The following is a 20,492-nucleotide window of genomic DNA, read 5'->3' as shown; positions in this document are numbered from 1 at the left end:
GCCAATTGGTCGGGAACACGAGACGGTGCCCCATCGGCGGGCACCGCTTTTGCTGTGGGGAACTGTGGCGTGGGAGCGAACGGGGCTGGTTTGGTAGCCGAGCTTGATCCGTTTGGGTATTCGTCCCCTCTTTTCCGGCTCGCGCCAACACTCGCACCACAGGCTTCGGGCGGTGGTAGTGCCGCGCCCGTGGCACTACCAACACCCCCACCACAGGCGGCATCGGTGAAGAAGCCAACCAAAGCGTTCGCGGGCAATTCTGCAAAGCTAACCAAAGAACTTCGAGTTAGCATCAGGAAAGCTTTGGCTAGTAATCCAAACGCTAAGTCTGCAGTTTGTAGGGGCTTTGTGGCTTCAAGCACTGCAAGCACTGCTGATAGAAAGCTTGCTCGCGACAGAAGCACAGCAGTCTGCAAACGAATCACCAAGGTCAACCCAGATCTTGATGTAGAGGTAAAAAAGGTTGTGGTTGCCAAATCGAACAAGCAGCTTCGCAAAGTACGCATGGTTCTTAGGTAGTTAGCATCAAGAGCAATAGCTAAGAGCTAGAGAAGGACCCCCGAGTCGTGATGACCCGGTCGGTAATCGCTCAGTTTCGTAAGCCCGTGTTCTCGGGAGCACCGTTTTTGTTTCAATTCGTGCGATCTGCGTGCGATTAGAAACCAAGAGCGTTGGTAACGAAACTGCGCAAAACCGCACGAAATAGCCCCTTACGCCATTCGGTGAGTCATTGCCTGCTGGTGGCGCTGAGGCCCGCTGTACACTAGCAATTACGGGGTTTTTGCCCCAAGCCCTCGTAGCTCAGTGGATAGAGCAAGAGCCTTCTAATCTCTTGGTCGCAGGTTCGATTCCTGCCGAGGGCGCAGTAGCCAGATGTCGGAGGTTTTTATACCCGAATGCCTCACTTTCGAGAGGCAGTAAGCTCAAAAAATGTCACTCGATCAAGCTGGCAGCGCCGCAAACATGACCGGTGACTCTTTGTTGCGCCGGCTAAGTCCAACATCACAGCTGTTTTTAGCGCTGCTCATTGGAATCCTTCCGACGGTAGCCTTCTCAGCTTTGTTTGTGGGTTTTGATCTACGGGCACTCGGTCTGGCTTTAGGCGGATACCTAGTTGGCGCTTTTTTTGCCTTGGCTTTGATTCGCCAAGGTTATACGCACCGAATGCTAGGTCTTGGAAATCTCACCACTATTTTTCGAATGACCATGGTGGCAGCTCTACTTGCTCCTATAGCCGGTGTTGCAATGCCTTGGGCTGTGGTGGTGGTTGCAACGTTCGCCCTTGTATTGGATGGATTAGATGGCCACTTAGCAAGGCGCGCAGGTTTAGTTTCTTCCATTGGGGCAACGCTAGACATGGAAATCGATTCAATTCTGGCGCTAATTCTGGCTCTCAACCTTTGGGCGGCTGGTATTGCAGGCCCCTGGATTATGCTCTTGGGCTTGCCTCGATACCTATTTATAGTGGCCGCGAAGCTTCTGAAGTGGTTGGATAAACCACTTCCTCCGAGCCTGTCGAGACGGGTAATCTGCGTTGTGCAGGTTGCCTCACTCATTGGGCTCTACGCCCAGATACTTCCTGATGTTTTTGTTATTCCCGTTGCAATGATTGTTGCCGCGTTGCTGATCTGGTCTTTCGGTCGTGACATCATTTGGCTGTGGCGGTCTCGTCCTTGATAGATCGAAGACACAGACAAAACGTAATTCGTTTCATTCAGATAGCTTTTGCAATCGGGATTTTAGTTTGGCTCTGGCAAGTAGTTGGCGGAGAGCAAGCGGTCCTACTTCTGGCCGAGGCCGAACCCATTTGGCTCATTGCGTCTTTTTTGGTCCTTACTATTCAGACCGCGCTTTCCGCGCTTCGATGGAAAATCACCGCAAGAGACCTTGGAATAAAGTTCAGTACAAAAACTGCTCTCTCGGAGTATTACCTCGCACAGCTGGTAAACCAAGCAGTGCCGGGAGGAATCATCGGAGATGCTGGAAGAGCGTTTCGGTCGCGAAACGCCGCTGGTTTACTTTCTTCTAGCCAAGCCGTTGTTTTCGAGAGAGTTTCGGGCCAGGTTGGATTGTTTGTCGTTATGGCCAGTGCCTTTGGTCTGACGCTGGTAATTCCGGGAGGAATTGATTGGCCCCAATGGATTCTGCTCACCATTGCGGGGGCTGCCGTCGCCGGACTTTTTCTGGTGCTAAGTCTTAGCCTTGTCACGCGAATATCCACCGGTGCACCTGGGCGAGGACTCAGGTCCTTTGAGGCAGCCTGGAAAAAGGTCTTTGCCACCCCTTCGAGCGTTTCTACACAAGTTCTTCTTAGCCTCGGTACCGCCATCTGCAACGTGGCTGGATTCACCTTTGCAGCTTGGGCCGTTGGGTCGAGCTTGAGCTTTTCTTTGTCCCTGGTATTGGTACCCATAATTTTGTTAGCGATGCTGATACCTCTAACCGTGAGCGGGTGGGGTTTACGCGAAGGGGTAGCGGTAGCCCTGTTTCCTATTGCGGGTCTTGCAGCAGTCGAGGGCCTTGCTGCGAGTGTGGCATTTGGATTAATTTTTCTATTAGTTTCACTACCCGGGCTGCTGTTCGCCGGTTCGTCAAGATCGAAATACTTGAGTAGCGACGAGGCGATGGCAAAAACAATATGAGCTCAAAGCCACTAATTTTTGTTATCCCTGGAGATATCGCAACCATTAGCGGGGGATACGGCTATGACCGAAGGCTCATTGAAGGCCTTAGGGCAATGGGTAAAAACGTAAATCTTGTAAGTCTTGGTTCCTCATTTCCAAATCCAACCCCGGAAGATGCCCTGGATGCCGCCAAAAAACTAGCGGCCTTACCAATCGACTGCATCGCAGTAATTGATGGACTGGCGTTTGGTGCTCTGGACTCGAAGGTACTGTCTGAAATCAGAGCGTCCCTGGTCGCGCTGATCCACCACCCGCTTGCCTTTGAAGGAGATCTTTCTCCAGAAACTCGCGAGCATCTGCTTCAAAACGAGCGCGAAAACCTGAAACGGGCAAGCCGAGTAATTGTCACGAGCCCAAGCACGGCAAAGCTATTAGAAGATAGGTACGACGTGCCTCAAAAGCTGATAACAATCGCAAGTCCTGGATCTGAGGCAAAGAAAAACTCCGGCAACCGAGCCGTACCGCCACTTATTTTGTCGGTGGGTATTCAAATTCCAAGAAAGGGTCACGATGTGCTTCTTATGGCCCTCGCAAAGATAAGCCATCTTTCTTGGCGGGCAGTTATCGCCGGACCGGTATCAAATCAGGCATACGGCGAAAAACTTATTGGGATGATTGAAGAGCTTGGTCTAAGTAATCGAGTTGAGCTTGCGGGTGAGGTAAGTTCCCTTGAGCTTTCGCGTCTTTATTCCGAGGCTTCCATATTTGCTCTGGCTACTCGCTTTGAGGGATATGGAATGGTGTTTGGAGAAGCTATGGAAAGTGGGCTACCTATCGTGAGCTGCGCCACTGGTGCCGTGCCCGATACTGTGCCCGGGGATGCGGGAATCCTAGTTCAACCCGAAAATCCAGAGCTATTCGCCGAAGCTCTTGAGAGCATTCTTCAGGATGAATCCCTACGAGCGAATCTTTCAAGTGCTTCGGCTGCGGCCGGGGCGAGGCTCTCCAGTTGGGAGCAGAGCTCCGCATTGGTATGTGAAGTCCTCGATGGGCTGGCTACGGTAAATTCAAAACGTCCGGATTTTCTGTGACGAAGGAATCGGTAATGATAGCTAATGATCTCCAGCTTGCGATTCGGGCCGCTGAGTCCGCCGGTCAGCTGCTGCTGGAATTTTGGGCAAGGCGTGATGAGCTCACAGTTAGGAATAAGGCAGCCGGTGACTTTGTCAGCAACGCCGATGTCTCGGCAGAAAATCACCTGCGGGAAATTTTGCTCGGGGAGAGACCCGAAGATAGCTGGTTGGGCGAAGAGGGCGGGGGAGTTGGGAAATCCAGCCGCCGCTGGATTGTTGATCCACTCGATGGCACAACAAACTTTTTGAAGGGGATTCCGCACTGGGCAGTATCAGTAGCCCTAGAAATCGAAGGGCAACTTAGCGTCGGTGTCGTTCATGACCCCCTCAAATCTGAGACTTATGCTGCTCAATCTGGGCACGGTGCGACCCTGAACGGTGCCACCATCAGTGTGTCAGAAACCGATCGACTTTCCTCTTCGCTGTTCGGCACCGGAATTCCTTTTGGCGAGATGCCAAACATTGGAGAACACGCAAGCCAAATCGCTAGGCTGATGCCGCTTTGTGCCGGAGTTAGACGCATGGGTGTGGCGTCCCTCGACTTGTCTTACGTGGCGTCGGGCCGGCTGGATGGATTTTGGGAGCGGAACCTAAGACTCTGGGACATTGCTGGCGGCCTCGTGGTGCTCCGAGAGTCAGGAGCAGTAGTTGAGGGATGGGAAGCGAAAGTATCTCCGGAACAATATGGAGATGTCATCACCGCAACTCCGGAGCTGTTTCCGGTTTTTGCTGCCAGCCTGCGCCAGAGCTAATCGGCAATTTTTTCAGTTGTGAGCTTACAAAATAAGTCGCCTGAGGGGGCATCTTTTGGCAAGCTGTCCAACCACTGCCGAACTCCTTGGTTATCTCGCCATTGTTTCCAGAGGAAAATGGCGTTTTCTCCCACCACCGGGTTGAAGCTGTATTCACCTAGCTGTTCGATTCGATCAAGCACTTTATGTGTCAGATGTAAAAAACCGGGTAGGTATTCAACCGAAAGCATCTGAACCGGCTGGGTTAATCCAGATAGCACCTCCAGCTCAAAGCCCTCGACGTCGATTTTGATATAGCTTGGCAGGCCGTGGTCACGGATTAGCCCATCGAGGGTTAACACGCGAACCATTTGCTTGGAGTCCCAGCGAACGTGTTCAAAGCCATGGGAAGTTTTAGCATCAGACACAAAGTCAGTTCGCAGTGACGAGACCGTTGGGTGCTTGGATGAGACCGACATCTCGGCTTCTTGCTCGGTGCCGCCTACGGCGGCGTCAATGAGAATGATGTCGGATGGGAGGGTGAGCTTCAAAAAACTACTAAATGGAGCCTGGGGCTCTAAGGCGACAACTTTTGCTCCAGCTCGGCGCATAGCTCTGGCCCTCGTTCCTACGTGGGCTCCGACATCAAAAACAATGTCGTCTGGTTTGAGTACTTGTTTATAAAACAACCTCCAGGAGCGAAGCCTTTTGGGGTTGTAGTAAACCACCAGGGAGCGAATCAGTCCCCACCAGCGCAATGTGGCCAATGTCTTCTCACCCCGATCCTCGAGCTGAAAGCTCTCGTTCTACTCAATTTTAGGTCCGAGTAATTGGCTCTATTGCCAGGAGAAATTTACTGAGTGGGTTTGATGCCTTTTGGTCAGAAACTGCTCAAAACTGCTCGGTGTTTTTCCACCGCTAGAATTTAGTTAGGGAGGCGGGTACCATCGAAGGTTTTATTGGGCACAGTGCGGCTGACTCCCCAGTCAACGAACTGAATCACCTATCCCCAGTACTTCCCCCAAATTCCGGTGGAAAAAACCTATGTTGAAGGCAAGGGCACTTTGGTCAGTTGGATCAAACGCTGCCGAAATACGCGACGGGGATCTCGGCGAGGGCGTTCTGGTTGAGACACTTTTCTCAGGAATCAGTCGTGGCACCGAGAAACTGGTGTTTGAGGGTCGAGTGCCCATCAGTGAACAGACCAGAATGCGGGGACTTGCTCAAGAGGGTGATTTTTCCTTCCCGGTCAAATTTGGCTATTGCCTGGTGGGAGAGGTTCTCGAGGGAGAACTTACTGGACGCAAAGTATTCGCACTTCATCCGCATCAAGACAAGTTTCGAATGTCCGAAACTATGCTCAATCTTGTACCCGACGGCTTACCTGCCGAACGGGCGATACTCGCTGCCAACATGGAAACTGCCCTAAACATTCTTTGGGACAGTGGCGCCTCGGCAGGAGATCGAGTAGCGGTCATCGGGGTCGGGGTTGTGGGGGCTCTCGTTGGCTACCTGGCGGCCCAGCTGCCAGGTTCTGATGTGACGTTGATTGATCTAAACCCCGCTAGGGCAGATCTTGCCAGAAATCTCGGCTGTAAGTTTGCAACTCCCGATTTGGCCCCGAGAGAGAGCGATGTTGTTATTCACACATCAGCTTCAGAGGCGGGGGTTTCCCTGGCTCTGGACATTGCTGGACAAGAGGCGACCATTGTTGAAGCCAGCTGGTTTGGAAGTGGACTAATAAGCCTTCCGCTCGGCGGAGCCTTTCACAGCAGGAGACTTCGACTTGTTAGCTCCCAGGTGGGGAATCTTCCGAGTCATAGAGTTCCGCGCTGGAACCACAGAAGGCGGATGACCATGGCGCTTGAATTACTGCAAGATCCGAAACTTGACGTTCTAATTAGCGGTGAGAGCAACTTTGAAGATTTACCAGCAGATTATGTGGCCGTTCTAAATAACCCTGACACGCTGTGCCATCGCATTCGTTATAAAGCCACCTAAACCCAAGGAGTATAAAAGTGTTTGCCGTAGAAGTTAGAGATCACATCATGATTGGGCACTCTTTGCCCTCAGAGGTATTTGGACCAGCCCAAGGCATGCATGGAGCTACCTTCACGGTAGATGCCACTTTTTTCTCGGAGGATATCGATGCTCACGGGATAGTGGTTGACATTGGGTTGGCAATCGAGGCGCTTTCTGAGGTGCTTGGTCCCCTGAAGTATAAAAACTTAGATGAGGAGCCCGAATTTGCTGGCGAATTCACCACAACAGAGTTTTTGTGCGGGCACATCTTTGAGCAGATGAAAAAGATTGTGCGCACCGGCCAGCTTGGTGATGCCGGACGAGTTAAGCGCCTTCGGATTACTCTGCAGGAAAGCCACGTTGCCAGGGCTTGGTTTGAGGGTGAGATATAAGCTTGGGATTTTCGCCAGATTGGCTCGCCTTGCGCGAACCAGCTGATAACGCCGCCAGGAACGCCGAGTTGCTTGGGGCTGCGGTTGGAGCTGCCGGGCCAAATCCAGTAATCCTGGATTTGGGTTGCGGGACCGGATCAACGGTGCGAGCTATGGTGCCGTTTTTTCCAGGCGACGCGAAGTGGCGATTGGTCGATAACGATTCGAAGCTCTTGGAACTTGCTGGCGCTGAAGCGGGCGATGGCGTGAGCCTTCACTGTCAAGACCTGCAAGATCTGCATAAGCTTCCACTCGATGGCGTCACTCTTGTAACCGCATCTGCCCTTTTGGACTTGGTTTCACGCAAGTGGCTGGTCGAGTTGGCCTCGATGATCAATGTGCCGGTCTATTTTGCACTTTCCTATAACGGTGTGATGAGCTGGAACCCGGAAGACTCAAGGGATAAGAACATGACCGAGGCGTTCAATGCGCACCAGCAAACCGATAAGGGTTTTGGCCCAGCTCTCGGTGCCTCTTCGGTACAAAGTGCAAGTGAGATTTTTGCGGCCGCCGGCTTTGAGGTGAAGGTGGCCGACAGCACTTGGCAGCTCGGAGTCGAAGACGCAGACCTTCAAAGTCAGTTGGTAGCCGGTATAGCTGCCGCCGCGGGACAGGTCGGGGAAGCCGATGCGGAAAATTGGGCAGCTGCAAGAATCTCAGCGGCTTCAAAAACGGCATGCAATATCGGTCACGGTGACATCTTTGCCACTCCTAAATCCCTTACTTCGGAGGTGGCAAATGCAGCCAGCTGAAGTCTCAAAGAGGGTTTGGGAGCGGCTACTTGCAATAAGGCACGACGACGCCTGTGCTTGCTGCGGGGACTGGAGCCCTCTTGAGCAAGCGGCTCTCGAGCTTTATAGCCCGATAGCAAGACGTGACAGCGCGGCTTTGACTGTGGGTCAAATCGGGCAGTCCATTGATGGTCGAATTGCCACCGCAAGCGGGGACGTTGGAAAAGTGTCCGGCCCTGATGGCTTAGAGCATCTACATCGCATGCGTGCACTGGTTGACGGTGTAGTGATTGGAGTAAAGACCGCCTTGCATGATGCTCCGCAACTTACGGTCAGGTTATGTGAAGGTGAGAATCCGGCCAGGGTTGTGATTGATCCGAGTGGGCGACTTCCCGATGACTCTCCCGTGCTTCGAGAAGACGGTGTCCGTCGAATTCTGATCCAGGCTGTTGAGTCAAAACGCGGTCCGGGGGTTGAGGTAATTACACTTCCGGCGCCAGGGGGAAGAATTGACCCCGCTGCCATAGTTGACGCCCTGCAAGAAGCCGGGCTAACAAATTTATTGATTGAGGGCGGCAGTTTCACAATTGCAAAGTTTATGCAGGCGGAGCTTTTGGATCGGCTTCACATCGCTGTTTCACCGATACTGATCGGAGATGGTCCTATGGGGCTGACACTGCATCAAGAACCTAAGAATCTGAAAGACTCTCTGAGCTCAAAGACCAGAACTTTCGCTCTCGGTTCAGAGGTGGTTTACGATTTGGGCCTTACTACCGCGGCTGGTGACGGGATTATTCCTCGACACTCTTAGGTCAACTTGTGCTTTGTATCCCAAGTAAACTCTGACAAATGATTGCATTTCTCCCAGGCTTTCTAACCGGGCTTTCCCTAATCATCGCAATTGGTGCTCAGAACGCTTTTGTGATTCGTCAGGGCCTGACCAAAAAGCACGTGCTGCTGGTTGTTTCGATTTGTGCTATTTCTGATGCGCTGCTAATTCTTCTTGGAGTTGCAGGGCTAGGAGCTCTAATTTCAGGGCTTCCGTGGCTTCTTGAAATCATTCGCTGGTTTGGAGTTGCGTATCTAACTTGGTTTGGGATTAGATCGCTTCGGTTAGCATTCAAGACCCAGGCATTGGATGCTTCGGGAGTGCAAAGTGGCAGTGCGAAAACCGTGGTGCTGGCTGTTTTGGGCTTCACTTTTTTGAACCCACACGTCTATCTGGACACCGTTATCTTGCTGGGATCTATCGGAAACCAGTTTGGGCCGGATAAATGGTGGTTTGCTCTCGGTGGAGCACTTGCCAGCGTGGTCTGGTTTTCATCAATTGGTTTTGGGGCCAGGGCAGCTTCAAAGTTCATGGCTAAGCCGGTGTTTTGGAAGGTGCTGGATCTTTTGATTGCCGCCGTGATGTTTGGCATAGCAATCATGCTGGCGTTTTATAACTTCTAGAGGACCTGATTGAGCTAGTACCATTGGCACATGCGAAAAATCCTAGGCTTGACCCGCTACGCGGTTGTCATCCCATCAATAACTTCCATAATCGGTGCACTTTTACTCATGGCCCAGGGCTCAATTGAGATCGTTCTGATAGTTAGAGACGCTGTCTTACTCGAGACCTATCTAAAGGACACCATCGTTGATGTCTTGACTGCAGTAGATGCAATTTTGCTTGGAACGGTACTTTTGGTTATCGGTTATGGTCTCTACGAGTTGTTTGTAGACACCAGGCTCGAGGTTCCAACCTGGTTGCAGGTTCGAAGCCTTGATGATCTGAAGTCCAAGTTGATTGGTGTGGTTGTCGCCATCATCGCGGTTGTTTTTGTTGGAGTTTTGGTAGATGCCAATCGCGCTGCTGACGTTGTCTCTTATGGTTTAGGAGCGGGAGCCCTGGTTGCGGGTCTTGCACTTTTTGCTCTTGCCACTAGAAAAGACGAATCACCTAAAAAGCCTGACGCGAAAAGGAAATAGCCCAATAGGCAAGCCGCTTGCCTGTAAAGTCCTAGGAATTCAAGGAATAAGGGGCAATTTCCTCTTTTGGTCATTAAGTCACTAGATTTCTGGGATTATTATCTTTCAACCTTCCTAGAGAGATTGGGGTGAACAAAACAGGTCAGTGGAAATTATCCTGCTGTTTTCTCTCATTCTCATCAACGGTGTCTTGGCCATGTCCGAGGTTGCACTTTTGACTTCCAAGCGCTCGAAGCTTTCGGCCATGGTTGCCAAGGGTAAAAAATCCGCTGAGGTCGCTATGCGCATCAGCGAAGACCCGACCCAATTCCTTTCGACGATTCAAATTGGAATCACCTCCATTGGTCTTCTAAGCGGAATCGTTGGAGAGTCTGTATTCGCTAGGCCACTTGCCATATGGCTTGAAAGCATTGGCGTGCCAGATGGTATCGCCGACATAACCGCAACGGTTTCAGTTGTTTTGATTGTGACCTACGTTGCTATCACCGTGGGAGAGCTGGTTCCAAAGCGCATAGGTCAGTCAAATCCGGAGGCCATCGCTGCGGTGATTGCCACCCCGATGCTTATTTTGTCGAAGGCAACAAGACCCTTCGTGGTAATTCTCTCCGTCACCACCAATGCTCTTCTCAGGTTGTTTGGTGTTGGCAAGCACAAAGAGGCAACGGTCACAGAGGACGAAATCGAAGCCATCCTAGATGAGGGCTCGGTCGCGGGTCTGATTGAGCTCCAGGAGCGTGAGCTCGTAAAGAACGTCTTTAGGTTGGACGACCGGAAGCTTGGATCCCTGATGGTTCCAAGGTCCGAAATCATTTATCTTGACATCAACGCTCCTGAGGCTGAAAGCTTCAACCTGATTGCGGAATCGGTAAGGTCTAAAATTCCAGTCTGCGACGGCGACCTAGATTCGATCATTGGAGTGCTGAGCGCAAAGACGGCACTATCACTGGTTGCCAGGGGAGAAAAGCTCAGCCTTCAGGACAAACTGGAACCACCTCTGTATGTTCCAGAGACTCTAACCGGAATGGATCTTTTGGAGCAGTTCAAGGAGTCTCGAACTCACATCGCTTTTGTGGTTGACGAGTATGGAAGCCTTGAGGGGCTAGTCACAATTCAGGACATCTTTGACACCCTCATCGGGGAAATAGTCACCGAAGGCGAAGAGGCAACCGATCCGGTTGAACGTGAAGACGGCTCTTGGCTATTTGAGGGAGATACCTCAATTCCTGAACTGAAGGACTGTCTCGTTATTGAAGAGATTCCAGAGCAGGACAAGGGCCGCTATCACACCGTGAGTGGTTTGATACTGATGCTGCTTGGCAAAATGCCAGTATCTGGTGACAGCGTCGTGCTCGAGGGTTGGAAACTTGAAGTGGTTGACATGGATGGCCGTCGAATCGACAAGATTCTAGCTAGCCGAATCTCATAAAGTAACCCAGAAAAATTTTTATTCGTTTTCCCGACCTGCTGCAAAAAACACAGCGTAGGCTAGCTCCAGACCGTGCACAGATATTTAGGAGAATAAATTGTCAAACACTGCCGCCCTGCTAGTTTCTAGTCCAACCTCCAAGTTTGAAAAACAGGAAGTGCCATTGCGCGAAATTGGTACCGACGGCGTTCACATAAAGATTCTTTTCTCCGGCATCTGCCACTCCGACATCCACCAAGCCAGGAACGAATGGTTTGAAGGTATCTTTCCAATGGTTCCAGGTCACGAGATTGCTGGAGAAGTCATCGGAGTTGGCTCTAACGTCACAAAGTTCAAAGTTGGTGACCGTGTTGGAGTCGGAACTTTTGTGGATTCTTGCCGAGAGTGTGAGTACTGCGTCGAAGGCCGCGAAAATTATTGCTTAAAAGGGAACGTCCAGACCTATAACGGTCGCCACCACGACAAGGCTCCAACCTACGGCGGATATGCCAAGGAAATAGTTGTTGATCAGAACTACGTGCTATCGATTCCGCCCAATCTAGATATGGCCCAAGCAGCACCACTGCTATGTGCGGGAGTCACCGTCTATTCACCTCTGCACCACTGGCAGGTAGGACCGGGCAAGAAAGTCGCCATTCTGGGACTTGGTGGCCTTGGACACATGGCTGTGAAGTTTGCGGTTGCGATGGGAGCCGAGGTCTACGTTCTCGGAAGAAGCAAGGCAAAAGAGTCAGATGCCAAACAATTTGGCGCCAAGGATTATCTGATTACAGTCGATGCCATTGATTCACACAAAAACTTCTTTGACATGATTTTGAATACCACCAGCTCCTCGGCCGATAACGACGCCCTGCTGGCCATGCTCCGAGTCGGCGGGTCTTTGGTTTACGTTGGGCTAGCCGGCGAGTCTCAGTCCTTTGATCCTTTCTCCTTGGTCACGGGACTCAAGAGCATTGGCGGATCAAACACCGGCGGCATCGGGCTTACCCAGCAGATGCTGGATTTCTGCGGCGAGAAAAATATCGCCTCGACCATCGAGCTACTGGATGCCTCCGATGCAAAGAGTATTGATGCGGCCTACGACCGCGTGGTGGCTTCCGACGTCAGGTACCGCTTCGTGATTGACGCCAGCACGATCTAAGACACTTTTCTAATTTTCTTGGACCGACTTTTTTCTAGACCAGGCATTCGTGGCCCACAATGCCCAAACCATTAGCAGTGGCTGGAATAGCAGCCTGATAGCTCGAGCCTCATCGGTGTTGAGTCCGAAAGCATCGGTTTGGGTCAGGTACTGGGAGATGTTTCCCGGGAAAATAGCCAGGAAAAAAGCTGCAGTGAGCCATCCGATTTGCTTTCGATATCGGGAAACAAAAATGAGCCCCAAACCGAGCGCAATCTCAACTGCGCCAGAGGCCAAAACCACGAAGTCTGCATCGAGCGGCACCCAGGGTGGCACCTGGGCTTGGAACTCGGATCTAGAAAATGTGAAGTGGCCAACGCCGGCATAAATAAGTGCAGCCCCCAGCAGGTAGCGGGCGATTGCCTTTGCGTACTTCATTTACTTGATCAGGGCTTTATCGAAAAAAGAAGTAAGAACCTTTGCGTACCGATCGGTCTCGGTAAGCATGCCCTCGGTGTGGTCGGCACCCTCGAATGTTTCGAGGGCAATGTTTGCTCCAACGCTATTTCCATAGTTGTAAAAATCAACCGATGACTGATAGTCGAGGCGCTGGTCGCTATCGCCGTGCAGAATAAGCATCGGCCTCGATCCGGCTGCCTCGATCCCTTGCATAGCAGAGGTCTCGGTCAAATTAACTCCGTGAAATACTTGGGCGGAGACAAGAACTAGCGTCCACAAGAATCCGGGAAAGCCCTGGAACTCAACTTCCCGGGTCGCGGCCGCGTTGAAGTCAAAGATGGTGCTCTCCATTGCAAACGCCGAAACGTTCTGAGTTTTGGCTGGAAGTAGCGAGGTAGCAATTGCGCCGCCAGAGACCCCAAACATTCCAAGCGAGGAGGCTTTGACGTCTTTATTTTCAATTAGCCAGTCGGCGACGGCCGCGAAGTCAGAGGATTCTTCTTGACCTGCCGAATGCCTGCCATCGGTGCAGGTGGATTCTCCGGTATCGCGGGAATCTACTAGCAGTACATGGAAACCGTCTTTCACCAACATTGCGGTTGGCAGCAGGGCGTTGAAATCCCTTCTGGAGGTTCCGATGCCGTGCGTGACGATGACATTTTTACCGTTAGAAACAACTGGGGTTATCCACCAAGCAGAAAGTACGATGTTGTCCGCCACCGGTATCTCAACAGATTGATAGCTGGATTCGGTCAGCCACCAATTACTTAGGTCATAGCCTGCCCACTTGTCCCAGCCATCACCTGGAAATGGACCATTTCCAACAGCCGGTGTGAAAAACTGCTCCGGCTTGTTTTCTAGATCGTCTTCATTGATGGCGCATGGAACGGCGGTTGCCGATGTGTAGACATAGTTTCCAGCGGCTAGGGCCGCTCCAGAAACGGTCACAACCAGAACTCCGGCTGTTATTGCAATCCACTTTGATGCGCGCATTTAGCTACGATAGCACCGCAGGGCGGGCCACACGCCAAATCAAGGTTTTCTAGCGGCTAGAGACCCGTTGAACTAACTTCGTAAGACCAAGCACTGCGAAACCCAAAATTATGAAGAAAAACGCAATCGCGGCTATGTAGCTGAGCATTCCACTTACCCCTCCTTCTCCGTTGGGGTTTATAAACCAGTAGGGCCACCAGTTGGTTATTATCCCTCGAATCACGGAGAAGGTTAGCCACAGTAGTGGGAAAGCAACAACCCAGAAGGCAGCCCGCATCCGAAGCTTGAATTCCTTGTTGGAAAGCAGGTAGTCGATGACAATCAATATTGGACCGTAGGTGTGAATGAATTCATTCGGAAATACTGGCCAGACGTAGTCACCGTCCCGGACGTCACTTGCGACATCTGCTAAAAGTGCGTGGTAGACAACCCCGACCACAATCATCGCTACGGTCATGCTGAGCCTTGCAATTTCAACCCACTTGTTTTTATCGAACTCACGAATAAGTCTGATGCCGGTAAAAACAAGCAGAGAGCCTGCGAGGATCGCACTGACGATTGAGAAGTAGGCAAAATACTCAAACGGCCTGAAGTTATTGTTTAGGGTTCGGTCGGTGACCTGCCAGATCACACTGCCGATTAATCCAAAGCCGGTTATTAGCCGAATGCTTGGGAGCAGGAACTTAAGTAGCATCTACAAAATAATACAGCTCTGTGGCGAGAGGAAAAGCAGTCTCTGGGAGAACACACTTGGCTTGGGCAATTTTGACTAGCTAAGCGGGTTGCTGCTGAGTTATGCAGTGTATTCCTCCACCGCGGGCGAATATCTCCCTCGCGCCAACCAGCACAATCTCACGGCCGGGATAGACCTTTTCGAGGATTTCCTTCGCCACCAAATCATTTGGATCATCGAATGAGCAGAGAATCACGGCACCGTTGACGATGTAGTGGTTGATGTAGCTGTAGTCCACAAAGCCTTCCTCGTCTCGAAGGACTGTGGGTGCTGGAACTCCAATTAGCTCGAAGTTGCCCGCTGCTTCGAGGGTCTGTCTTATTTGCCGAGAAACCTCAAAGTCTGGGTGCTCTGGATTCAGCTGATCGTGGAACAAAATCACATTCTCACTTGCGAAGCAGGCCACGATATCAATGTGACCTCGGGTCCCGTAGCCGTCATAGTCTCTGGTTAGTCCACGTTTTACCCAGATAGCCCTATCTGTTCCGAGTTTGGCGTGAATCTCAGCTTCGACTTCTTGCCGGCTCAGGTGAGAGTTTCGACCCTCACCCAGCTGCACGGTATCAGTTAGCAGCACGACGCCTGCGCCATTTACGTGGATTCCGCCACCCTCGTTGATAAGCGAGGAATTAGAAATGGAAGCCCCTGAAAGTTTTCCAATAAAAGAAGCCACCAGGGAATCCTTTTCCCATGTTGCCCACTCCTGGGCGCCCCAACCGTTGAAGATCCAGTTCACCGCAACCAGGTTTCCACCCTCGTCTTTGACAAAAGTGGGACCCGAGTCTCTGATCCATGCATCATCGAGCTCTGCCTCGATGATTTCGATGCTCGGGTGCAGGTAGGCCCTGGCAATCTCAAGTTGGTCTGTGGTCGCTAAAACTGAAACCGGTTCGTATTTGACTACCGCGTTGGCAACTGCCGACCACGAAGTTCTAGCCGCTTCCGCCTCGTGTTCAGATTCTCCAAGCAAGTAGTTTCTTGGTGGCCAGGCCATCCAGGTTCTCTCGTGAGCTTCCCACTCCGCAGGCATGGTGAAATTCACTATTTGCCAACTCCCGCAATGCCACCTAGTTCACCATCGCCCGAATCAAGACGTTTATTTTGGACCGGGGCAGTGATTCTTTCGTAGGTGTCTGGGCGACGGGTTGCGAGAAACGGAAAGAGATCCAACCAGTCACGCCTTTGATCAAGATCAAGATCCGCTACCAACACCTCGTCCGTGTCTCTTTCAGCTCTTGCTAGAACCCTTCCAAACGGGTCGCTTATAAAAGAGCTTCCGTAGAAATTTAGTGAACCTTCGTTTCCGTAGCGATTTGGAACAACCATGAAAGTTCCATTTGCGATACCGTGACCGACAATTACCTGTCTCCAGAGTGGCTCGGTATCAAAGTCTGGGTGATCTGGCTCTGAACCGATGGCAGTTGGGTAAGCTATGATCTCAGCTCCACGGAGCGAGTAGTTTCTGGCTACCTCTGGGAACCACTCGTCCCAGCAGGTTGGAAGCCCAAAACTTGCCCTAGTGCCATCGAAGTCCAATTCGTAAACCGGATATGGGTCAGTGTCGTTAGGACCTGGCTGAAAGTATTTATCTTCGTAGTATCCGGCCGTTACGGGAATGTGTAGCTTTGGAGTTCGGGCAATTATTTCCCCTCGGGTATCGACCAGAATGGCCGTGTTTAATCCGCGGCCATCGGGTAGGTCAACTTGCTCATATAACGACGCATGAACAATCACACCGTGCCGTTTTGCTGCCTCGGCGGCAAAACGGTGGGTCCTACCGCCAACCAGCTGTTCGGCAAGCTTGGAGGGAACACCCTCTGGCTTTTCATCGGCCGGGTATCTAGAAAGTGTTAGCTCCTGCAAAAAAACAATTTTGGCGCCAGCAGCTGCCGCTTGGGCTATTCCATCGAGCAAGACACTCTCGTGAGTGGACTCATCTTCGTGCCACTTGGTCTGAACTAGAGCAACCCGCAGAGGTTTTCTGGTTGGCTCTTTTACTCGAGATAGTGACTCGGGGGACTGCGCAATTGTGAGCTTCATTATTTAGTCCCTACTTCATGCTCTCAAGAATCTCAGTCAATAGTGCGACGCTGGTTAGCGGGTTCACAATGGCGAAACGGGTGTTTGGCTTACCCTTGTGACTTGAAGGCACCACAAAACCAATCGCGTCTCGTAGCAACTTATCCGACCAGGCGTTATAGTCGGCAAGCTCCCAACCCTTTCGCACAAATACCACAACCGATAACTCGGGCTCCCGAACTAGTTCCACGTGGTCCATAGATCTAATTACCTCAGCTATTTGGTGAGCCACCTCAATGTTGTCTTCAATTGCCTGTCGATATTTTTCAATTCCATGGGTGGCAAGAGAAAACCAGAGTGGTAGTCCACGAGTTCTTCTGGTTAGGCCAAATGAGTAATCGGAGGGATTCCAAAGGCCTGAGTCGTTTAGTGTTTCTAGGTATTCACCGCGCTGAGTGTGAGTTGCCCTTGCGATATCGGGGTTTTTGTACACCAGCGCGCAGGCATCGTAGGGAGCAAAGAGCCACTTGTGTGGATCCACAATGAAAGAGTCAGCTAGCTCTGATCCATCAAACAGGTGCTTGTACTTCGGGCTCAATACTCCCGCCAGACCGTAGGCGCCATCGATGTGGAACCAGGTGTTAGTGGAGAGCGCAAATTCACCGATGCCGCGAAGGTCATCTACTATTCCAAAGTTCGTGGTTCCACCTGTTGCAACAATCGCAAATACCGAGTGCTTAGGGGCACCATCGTAAGTTTCCCTAACGGCCTTGGCTTCAAGTCGCCCATCAGCTGATGGCTCGGCCAGAAGAATGTCAACATCCATCATCTGGGCTGCCGCTTTTAAAGAGGAGTGAGCCTCCCTGGAAGCTATAAAAGAAAGTCTTCCCTGGAAGCTGATTCCCGCTTGCTGGAGCTTTTCTCGGTGAGCTTGCCTCGCGGTAGCAAGAGCGGAGAGGTTTCCAATGGTTCCACCTTGAACAAAGGTTCCGCCAGAACCTTTTGGCAATCCAACCTCGGATGCAAACCACTCAAGCACCTGGTTTTCTGCGAAGACTGCTCCGGCGCCTTCTAGCCAGGAGCCTCCATACATCGAGCTTGCCGACACCACCAAATCAAAAAGACTCGAAGCTTCAGTTGCGGCATTTGGAATAAACGAGACAAATCCGGGGTGGTCAGTTGAGATTGTTGCGGGAGCCAGTACCTCTTCGAAAAGCTTTAGAGCCTGATCTCCTCCCAATCCTTTTTCTGTAAGGGTTAGACCAGCCTCGGCAGAAAGCTCTACCTTGGATTTTGGGTAATCCAGTGGAATCGGGTCGTAGTCCATCCGAACTCGCACGTACTCAAAAATCTTTTCTCGAAGCGCCCTAGATTCCTCGTTGCCTTGATGCATCGCTAGCGTTTCTTTTTTCGAGTCACCGATATAGCCAAGCCAATTACAAACACTGCTCCTAGAATCCAGGCGGCCCAGACCCGCTGGTCGGCAATTTCTTGGCAGGAAATGAAGCCCTCGGCGTCTGGAACTACGCACGTTCCAGTGTCAAAAAAAGCCAGCAGCAAAGCACCGAGGCCCGCGAGGGCAACGGTTGCGAGCATAGCCGCGGAGTTGTTCTTCATTTTCGCCTTTGAAAACCAGCCTAGGAAATTAGTTGGGTGTTTGGTTCTTTGATTCTTCGATTTGCTTGGCAACTTCAGCTCGGACCTCGTCCATATTCAGGCCTTGAACCGCCGAGATGATTTCATCAAGTGCTTCTGCTGGAATGGCACCCGGGTTGTTGTAAAGCAAAATGCCGTCGCGGAAGACCATGAGGGTTGGAATTGAGCTAATTCCAGCCTCTCCCGCCAGCTGTTGCTCGGCCTCAGTATCTACCTTGCCGAAGGTAATTTCAGGATACTTTTCACTGGCCGTTTCAAAGATTGGCCCAAACATCTTGCACGGCCCACACCACTCTGCCCAGAAGTCCACCAAGGTGATGCCGTCTTTTTCAATATGGGTTCCAAAGCTTGCATGGGTTAGCTCAACGGTTGGCATGATTTAGTTCCTTATCTTTTTGTTTAACTCTTGAGGTTTGCGCTAATACAATTCCGGATATAACTAGAAAGCCCCCGAGTGCCTGTATTCCATCTATCTTCTCATTTAGCCAGGCCCATGCAAAAAAGAATGCCGTGACGGTCTCACCGGTGGCAATAACGCCCACCGAAGAGGCGCTTAGGTGAGCTAAAGCTAGGTAGGTAAAGAGCATCGGTAAAAATGATCCAAAAATTCCAACCCATACCAGCATTACCCACAGCGGAGCATCTATTTGCTCTAGGTTTCCAGTGAGCGAGACTAATTTGCTCAAGTTAGCGGTGTCAAAGTTCCACCACGGAGTAAGAATTAACCAAAACACGACCGATACAGACATCGAGTAAAAAAGTGTTGAAAGGGTATCTCTTTTTCTGAGAGTGTACTCTCCCATCAAGAAATGAAAACTTAGAAGTATCGCCGCAAGAAAAGCAAACATCACCCCAACTGGATTTAGGCCACCATCCCAAATCCTTGAAACCACCAGCAGCCCCCCGAGGACCATAACTATGGCTAGCCAGAGTCTTGGCAAGACCTGTTCCTTAAACAGCCACAGAGCAACGAGCGGCACGATAATAATCGCGGTGTATTCAATGAGTAGAGCTATACCTACGGGTAAGTTTTTGACAGCATTCGAGTAAGCCCACTGCATGAGAGCTACACCGAAGATGCCGAACAGAATTAGACCCTTCCACTCATGGGCCTTGACGCGAAATGCCTTTCGATTGACAAATAGCAGCGATACGCCTGCGCCAAGTGCGGCAGCGAAGGATCGGAAAATTACAATCTCCTCGGGGGAGATACCTGACGCCATCACAACTTTCGATGCAGAGCCATTCAAGCCAAACAAAATTACGGCGGCCACCGCAAATAGGGCGCCAAGAACTGGGTGTCTAGTTCTCATTTTCTTCTAGACCAGACCCTGATGGGCAACAACGTCGATCTCGGCAAGCTCGGCGGGGCTTAGCGGTTGAGCCTTAATAGCGGCGTGGTTTTGCTCGAGCTGCCTCACACTCGAGGCACCGATTAGCGCACTTGTCACGGTTGGCTGACGCAAGACCCAGGACAGTGCCAGTTGGGCAAGCGACTGGCCACGGCTGTCCGCTATCTCGTTTAGCCTCTTGGCGGCAACCAGATACTCCTCAGATACTTTTTGCTCGGTCAAGTGATTTCCTTTAGCCGCACGAGAGTTTTTCGGAACACTTCCGTCAAGGTAACGATCGGTGAGTAGCCCTTGTGCCAGCGGAGAAAACACAATTGACCCAACTCCCAATCTGCCGAGGGTGTCAAACAATCCATTTTCAGGTGTTCGCACCAGCATCGAGTACTTGGGCTGATGGATCAAAAGTGGCACACCCATCGAGTCAAGAATTTGTTTTGCCTGTTCAGTTTGCTGCGGGTCGTAGTTTGAGATTCCAACGTAGAGTGCCTTACCTGATCTGACCGCAGTTGCTAGAGCACCCATGGTCTCCTCCAGCGGAGTGTCCGGGTCAAACCGGTGCGAATAAAAGATATCGACGTAGTCCAGACCCATTCGATCAAGCGACTGGTCCAATGATGCCAACAGGTACTTTCTAGAGCCTAGATTTCCGTAGGGACCGTCCCACATGTCATAACCGGCTTTGGTGGAAATAATAAGTTCATCCCGATAGGGAGCAAAGTCTTTGTCGAAGTGGTCACCAAAGTTTTCTTCGGCAGCTCCGTATGGCGGACCGTAGTTGTTGGCAAGGTCAAAGTGAGTGATTCCAAGATCAAAAGCTCGGCGGAGTACCTTTCTCTGGTTATCAAAGCTGTGATCTTTGCCGAAGTTGTGCCAAAGCCCCAGAGAGATTTCAGGTAGCAATAAACCAGATTTCCCAGTGCGGCGATACTTCATATGGGTGTAGCGCGTAGCGCTGGCTCGGAATTTCATAGGCACAAGCCTAAGCTAGCTAGCATGATGAATTTTGTTCTTGGTGGAGGTTGTTTTTGGTGCCTAGATTCGAGCTTTATGCAGTTTCGGGGCATTGAAGACGTTGAGGTTGGCTACGCGGG

At 51.3% G+C, this 20,492-nt stretch carries 25 protein-coding genes and 1 tRNA gene; 15 read left to right on the top strand and 11 right to left on the bottom strand.

Going from position 1 to position 20,492, the window contains the following annotated elements; all coding sequences use genetic code 11:
* Positions 1–225: 225 nt before the first annotated feature.
* From WAO31_RS01005 to WAO31_RS00980, 6 genes are all read left to right on the top strand, one after another.
* The gene (locus tag WAO31_RS01005) at positions 226–519 is read left to right on the top strand and encodes a hypothetical protein (RefSeq protein WP_509589147.1); all 294 of its coding nucleotides are present in this window, start codon (positions 226–228) and stop codon (positions 517–519) included.
* A gap of 271 nt (positions 520–790) precedes the next feature.
* Positions 791–863 (top strand) — tRNA-Arg (locus tag WAO31_RS01000).
* Between the two features lie 67 nt (positions 864–930).
* Positions 931–1,677: a CDP-alcohol phosphatidyltransferase family protein gene (locus WAO31_RS00995; protein ID WP_509589145.1), complete on the top strand. Its 747-nt coding sequence runs from the start codon at positions 931–933 to the stop codon at positions 1,675–1,677.
* Positions 1,674–2,642 (top strand): lysylphosphatidylglycerol synthase transmembrane domain-containing protein, encoded by a 969-nt coding sequence (locus WAO31_RS00990; RefSeq protein WP_509589143.1) that lies wholly within the window; start codon positions 1,674–1,676, stop codon positions 2,640–2,642. The genes WAO31_RS00995 and WAO31_RS00990 overlap by 4 nt, the downstream gene beginning before the upstream one ends.
* On the top strand, positions 2,639–3,715 hold the full coding sequence (locus tag WAO31_RS00985; protein WP_509589141.1) for a glycosyltransferase family 4 protein: 1,077 nt from the start codon (positions 2,639–2,641) through the stop codon (positions 3,713–3,715). Before WAO31_RS00990 ends, WAO31_RS00985 begins: the two co-directional genes overlap by 4 nt.
* 14 nt (positions 3,716–3,729) lie before the next feature.
* Positions 3,730–4,509 carry an inositol monophosphatase family protein gene (locus tag WAO31_RS00980; RefSeq protein WP_509589139.1) on the top strand — a complete coding sequence of 260 codons (780 nt, stop codon included), beginning with the start codon at positions 3,730–3,732 and terminating at the stop codon, positions 4,507–4,509.
* On the opposite strand, the gene WAO31_RS00975 is transcribed toward WAO31_RS00980, so the two are convergent.
* Positions 4,506–5,255, bottom strand: coding sequence for an FkbM family methyltransferase (locus tag WAO31_RS00975; RefSeq protein WP_509589137.1), 750 nt, complete (start codon positions 5,253–5,255; stop codon positions 4,506–4,508). The two genes, WAO31_RS00980 and WAO31_RS00975, sit on opposite strands and share 4 nt — an antisense overlap.
* A 277-nt stretch (positions 5,256–5,532) precedes the next feature.
* Here WAO31_RS00975 and WAO31_RS00970 point away from each other — a divergent pair, with 277 nt between their 5' ends.
* The 8 genes from WAO31_RS00970 to WAO31_RS00935 all read left to right on the top strand — a co-directional run bounded on the left by WAO31_RS00970 (position 5,533) and on the right by WAO31_RS00935 (position 12,210).
* Positions 5,533–6,489: a zinc-dependent alcohol dehydrogenase gene (locus WAO31_RS00970; protein WP_509589135.1), complete on the top strand. Its 957-nt coding sequence runs from the start codon at positions 5,533–5,535 to the stop codon at positions 6,487–6,489.
* Positions 6,490–6,506: 17 nt separating this feature from the next.
* The gene (locus WAO31_RS00965) at positions 6,507–6,902 is read left to right on the top strand and encodes a 6-pyruvoyl trahydropterin synthase family protein (protein WP_509589133.1); all 396 of its coding nucleotides are present in this window, start codon (positions 6,507–6,509) and stop codon (positions 6,900–6,902) included.
* Between the two features lie 29 nt (positions 6,903–6,931).
* Complete coding sequence (locus WAO31_RS00960) at positions 6,932–7,693, top strand: class I SAM-dependent methyltransferase (RefSeq protein WP_509589131.1); 762 nt, start codon at positions 6,932–6,934, stop codon at positions 7,691–7,693.
* Positions 7,680–8,483: a RibD family protein gene (locus WAO31_RS00955; protein WP_509589129.1), complete on the top strand. Its 804-nt coding sequence runs from the start codon at positions 7,680–7,682 to the stop codon at positions 8,481–8,483. The genes WAO31_RS00960 and WAO31_RS00955 overlap by 14 nt, the downstream gene beginning before the upstream one ends.
* 38 nt (positions 8,484–8,521) lie before the next feature.
* Entirely contained in the window at positions 8,522–9,124 is a 603-nt protein-coding gene (locus tag WAO31_RS00950) for a LysE/ArgO family amino acid transporter (protein ID WP_509589127.1), read from the top strand.
* Between the two features lie 30 nt (positions 9,125–9,154).
* A complete protein-coding gene (locus WAO31_RS00945) occupies positions 9,155–9,643 on the top strand; it encodes a YqhA family protein (RefSeq protein ID WP_509589125.1) in 489 nt (162 codons plus the stop codon).
* Positions 9,644–9,788: 145 nt separating this feature from the next.
* Positions 9,789–11,069 carry a hemolysin family protein gene (locus tag WAO31_RS00940; protein ID WP_509589123.1) on the top strand — a complete coding sequence of 427 codons (1,281 nt, stop codon included), beginning with the start codon at positions 9,789–9,791 and terminating at the stop codon, positions 11,067–11,069.
* Between the two features lie 97 nt (positions 11,070–11,166).
* The gene (locus WAO31_RS00935; protein WP_509589121.1) at positions 11,167–12,210 is read left to right on the top strand and encodes an NAD(P)-dependent alcohol dehydrogenase; all 1,044 of its coding nucleotides are present in this window, start codon (positions 11,167–11,169) and stop codon (positions 12,208–12,210) included.
* Positions 12,211–12,219: 9 nt separating this feature from the next.
* On the opposite strand, the gene WAO31_RS00930 is transcribed toward WAO31_RS00935, so the two are convergent.
* The 10 genes from WAO31_RS00930 to WAO31_RS00885 all read right to left on the bottom strand — a co-directional run bounded on the left by WAO31_RS00930 (position 12,220) and on the right by WAO31_RS00885 (position 20,370).
* Complete coding sequence (locus WAO31_RS00930) at positions 12,220–12,627, bottom strand: DoxX family protein (protein ID WP_509589119.1); 408 nt, start codon at positions 12,625–12,627, stop codon at positions 12,220–12,222.
* The gene (locus tag WAO31_RS00925) at positions 12,628–13,641 is read right to left on the bottom strand and encodes an alpha/beta hydrolase (RefSeq protein WP_509589117.1); all 1,014 of its coding nucleotides are present in this window, start codon (positions 13,639–13,641) and stop codon (positions 12,628–12,630) included. It lies immediately after the preceding gene.
* A gap of 49 nt (positions 13,642–13,690) precedes the next feature.
* Positions 13,691–14,335: a Pr6Pr family membrane protein gene (locus WAO31_RS00920; protein ID WP_509589115.1), complete on the bottom strand. Its 645-nt coding sequence runs from the start codon at positions 14,333–14,335 to the stop codon at positions 13,691–13,693.
* Positions 14,336–14,414: 79 nt separating this feature from the next.
* The gene (locus WAO31_RS00915; RefSeq protein ID WP_509589113.1) at positions 14,415–15,416 is read right to left on the bottom strand and encodes an agmatine deiminase family protein; all 1,002 of its coding nucleotides are present in this window, start codon (positions 15,414–15,416) and stop codon (positions 14,415–14,417) included.
* A complete protein-coding gene (locus WAO31_RS00910; RefSeq protein ID WP_509589111.1) occupies positions 15,416–16,414 on the bottom strand; it encodes a nitrilase-related carbon-nitrogen hydrolase in 999 nt (332 codons plus the stop codon). The genes WAO31_RS00915 and WAO31_RS00910 overlap by 1 nt, the downstream gene beginning before the upstream one ends.
* Positions 16,415–16,424: 10 nt before the next feature.
* A complete protein-coding gene (locus WAO31_RS00905) occupies positions 16,425–17,786 on the bottom strand; it encodes a pyridoxal phosphate-dependent decarboxylase family protein (RefSeq protein ID WP_509589109.1) in 1,362 nt (453 codons plus the stop codon).
* 2 nt (positions 17,787–17,788) lie between these two features.
* Positions 17,789–18,010: a hypothetical protein gene (locus tag WAO31_RS00900; protein ID WP_509589107.1), complete on the bottom strand. Its 222-nt coding sequence runs from the start codon at positions 18,008–18,010 to the stop codon at positions 17,789–17,791.
* A 28-nt stretch (positions 18,011–18,038) separates the two neighbouring features.
* A complete protein-coding gene (gene trxA / locus WAO31_RS00895; protein WP_509589105.1) occupies positions 18,039–18,425 on the bottom strand; it encodes a thioredoxin in 387 nt (128 codons plus the stop codon).
* Entirely contained in the window at positions 18,412–19,362 is a 951-nt protein-coding gene (locus WAO31_RS00890; RefSeq protein ID WP_509589103.1) for a DMT family transporter, read from the bottom strand. The genes trxA and WAO31_RS00890 overlap by 14 nt, the downstream gene beginning before the upstream one ends.
* A 6-nt stretch (positions 19,363–19,368) precedes the next feature.
* Positions 19,369–20,370, bottom strand: a complete 1,002-nt coding sequence (locus WAO31_RS00885) for an aldo/keto reductase (RefSeq protein WP_509589152.1) — start codon at positions 20,368–20,370, stop codon at positions 19,369–19,371.
* On the opposite strand from WAO31_RS00885, the gene WAO31_RS00880 reads away from it, so the two are divergent.
* The coding region (locus WAO31_RS00880) for a peptide-methionine (S)-S-oxide reductase (protein ID WP_509589149.1) at positions 20,335–20,492 on the top strand (158 nt) is incomplete at its 3' end. The two genes, WAO31_RS00885 and WAO31_RS00880, sit on opposite strands and share 36 nt — an antisense overlap.

This window comes from Rhodoluna sp. (genome assembly GCF_049276775.1).
In the GTDB taxonomy this organism is placed as follows: domain Bacteria; phylum Actinomycetota; class Actinomycetes; order Actinomycetales; family Microbacteriaceae; genus Rhodoluna.
This window is presented reverse-complemented; position numbering and strand designations above follow the sequence as displayed.

Bases quoted from the DNA above. Each gene is read 5' to 3' on its own strand.
- WAO31_RS00890 (WP_509589103.1), bottom strand. From the start codon at position 19,362: ATGAGAACTAGACACCCAGTTCTTGGCGCCCTATTTGCGGTGGCCGCC.
- WAO31_RS00925 (WP_509589117.1), bottom strand. From the start codon at position 13,641: ATGCGCGCATCAAAGTGGATTGCAATAACAGCCGGAGTTCTGGTTGTG.
- WAO31_RS00910 (WP_509589111.1), bottom strand. From the start codon at position 16,414: ATGAAGCTCACAATTGCGCAGTCCCCCGAGTCACTATCTCGAGTAAAA.
- trxA (WP_509589105.1), bottom strand. From the start codon at position 18,425: ATGCCAACCGTTGAGCTAACCCATGCAAGCTTTGGAACCCATATTGAA.
- WAO31_RS00980 (WP_509589139.1), top strand. From the start codon at position 3,730: ATGATAGCTAATGATCTCCAGCTTGCGATTCGGGCCGCTGAGTCCGCC.
- WAO31_RS00905 (WP_509589109.1), bottom strand. From the start codon at position 17,786: ATGCATCAAGGCAACGAGGAATCTAGGGCGCTTCGAGAAAAGATTTTT.
- WAO31_RS00900 (WP_509589107.1), bottom strand. From the start codon at position 18,010: ATGAAGAACAACTCCGCGGCTATGCTCGCAACCGTTGCCCTCGCGGGC.
- WAO31_RS00985 (WP_509589141.1), top strand. From the start codon at position 2,639: ATGAGCTCAAAGCCACTAATTTTTGTTATCCCTGGAGATATCGCAACC.
- WAO31_RS00920 (WP_509589115.1), bottom strand. From the start codon at position 14,335: ATGCTACTTAAGTTCCTGCTCCCAAGCATTCGGCTAATAACCGGCTTT.
- WAO31_RS00950 (WP_509589127.1), top strand. From the start codon at position 8,522: ATGATTGCATTTCTCCCAGGCTTTCTAACCGGGCTTTCCCTAATCATC.
- WAO31_RS00970 (WP_509589135.1), top strand. From the start codon at position 5,533: ATGTTGAAGGCAAGGGCACTTTGGTCAGTTGGATCAAACGCTGCCGAA.
- WAO31_RS00885 (WP_509589152.1), bottom strand. From the start codon at position 20,370: ATGAAATTCCGAGCCAGCGCTACGCGCTACACCCATATGAAGTATCGC.
- WAO31_RS00945 (WP_509589125.1), top strand. From the start codon at position 9,155: ATGCGAAAAATCCTAGGCTTGACCCGCTACGCGGTTGTCATCCCATCA.
- WAO31_RS00955 (WP_509589129.1), top strand. From the start codon at position 7,680: ATGCAGCCAGCTGAAGTCTCAAAGAGGGTTTGGGAGCGGCTACTTGCA.
- WAO31_RS00995 (WP_509589145.1), top strand. From the start codon at position 931: ATGTCACTCGATCAAGCTGGCAGCGCCGCAAACATGACCGGTGACTCT.
- WAO31_RS00930 (WP_509589119.1), bottom strand. From the start codon at position 12,627: ATGAAGTACGCAAAGGCAATCGCCCGCTACCTGCTGGGGGCTGCACTT.